The sequence below is a fragment of the Corynebacterium sp. ACRPO genome (assembly GCF_022347205.1).
GTDB lineage: Bacteria > Actinomycetota > Actinomycetes > Mycobacteriales > Mycobacteriaceae > Corynebacterium.
On sequence record NZ_JAKRNE010000032.1, the window covers coordinates 1 to 1,417 of the forward strand.

At 52.3% G+C, this 1,417-nt stretch carries 1 protein-coding gene; it reads left to right on the forward strand.

What is annotated here, in order from left to right:
• Positions 1–164: 164 nt before the first annotated feature.
• Positions 165–1,367, forward strand: coding sequence for an IS481 family transposase (locus MHY22_RS11430; protein ID WP_179387265.1), 1,203 nt, complete (start codon positions 165–167; stop codon positions 1,365–1,367).
• Positions 1,368–1,417: the final 50 nt, after the last annotated feature.

Genomic DNA, 1,417 nt, shown 5'->3' on the forward strand with positions numbered 1-1,417 from the left:
GGTGTCTGGTTCGGAGACATCGTTCCGCATGTCTTATGAGATAGTTCCGGTCTAACCAGCACTAATGTCTCATTACATCGATCCGGTAGAAAACTCTGAAGTTAAATTTGCCCGGCCGCGACAAAAAGTGATGTCTCGAGACATCGATCCTCCATGCTTTAAAAATGGAGCAGAAATCAAAACCAAGCCCAAAAATCATCATCGAAACCATGCTTGCTACCGGCATGACTCAAGCCGAAGCAGCTGACCATTTCGGCGTCAGCACCAGATGGATCCGAACACTTCAAGCCCGCTACCGAGAAGGCGGAATCAACCGCCTAGAACCACGCTCTAAACGCCCGCGCACTAATCCCCGAGCGCTCAACCCCAGCACTGTCGACCGCATACTTAAACTGCGCCAGGACCTCACAGAACGCGGCACTAACGCCGGAGCCCATACAATTCGCTGGCACTTGCAGCAAGAGGGAATCGACCCACCACCAGCACCATCCACAATCCACCGAGTGCTCGCAAACAACGGTCACGTCATCGCCCAACCACAAAAGCGTCCTCGCAGCTCATGGATACGATTTCAAGCAGATCAACCCAACGAAACATGGCAAATGGACTACAGTGACTGGACCATCGCAGGTCACAAGCGAGTAGCTATCCTCACCATCTTGGACGACCATTCCCGGTTCATCATCTCCTGCTGTGCCTACAACAATGCCACCGTGGGAAACGTCATAGAAAGCTTCATTAATGCAGGCCAGACACACGGCTACCCCCAGTCCACCCTCACCGACAACGGCCGAGCATTCACAACCAGCACAGACCGGACAAACCCCGCGCGAAACGGATTCGAGCAACTGCTCATAGACCTAGGAATCAAGCAGAAAAACGGTAAACCCTACCACCCCCAAACACAAGGAAAAGTTGAACGCTTCCACTACACCCTTAAACTAGCCCTAGCAAGCAAAATACCAGCTCAAAGTCTCGATGAACTCAACTCTCAGCTAAAAGAAATCATCGAATACTACAACCACAAACGCCCCCATAGAGCCCTAAACAGAACCACCCCCGCAGAAGCCTACACAGCACTGCCCAAAGCTCTCCCAGCAGACATCAAACCAGACCACGACTACCGCCTACGCACTGACAAAGTAGGCACCAACGGCAAGACAACCCTGCGATGGGGTGGCAAACTACGCCGCCTCTACATCGGGCGCCGATGGGGCGGCGAACCAATCACCATGGTCTGCATCGACAACCGCGTAAGCATCAAAATAACCACCACTGGGGCACAAATCGCCGCCTACACACTCACCGAAGAAAAAATCTATTACAACAAGAAAGACAACGAACTTGACCCCCAACAGGGCAACTGAAAACGAAAAATCTCGAGGCATCGACCGGAACGATGTCTCGAGACTTCACA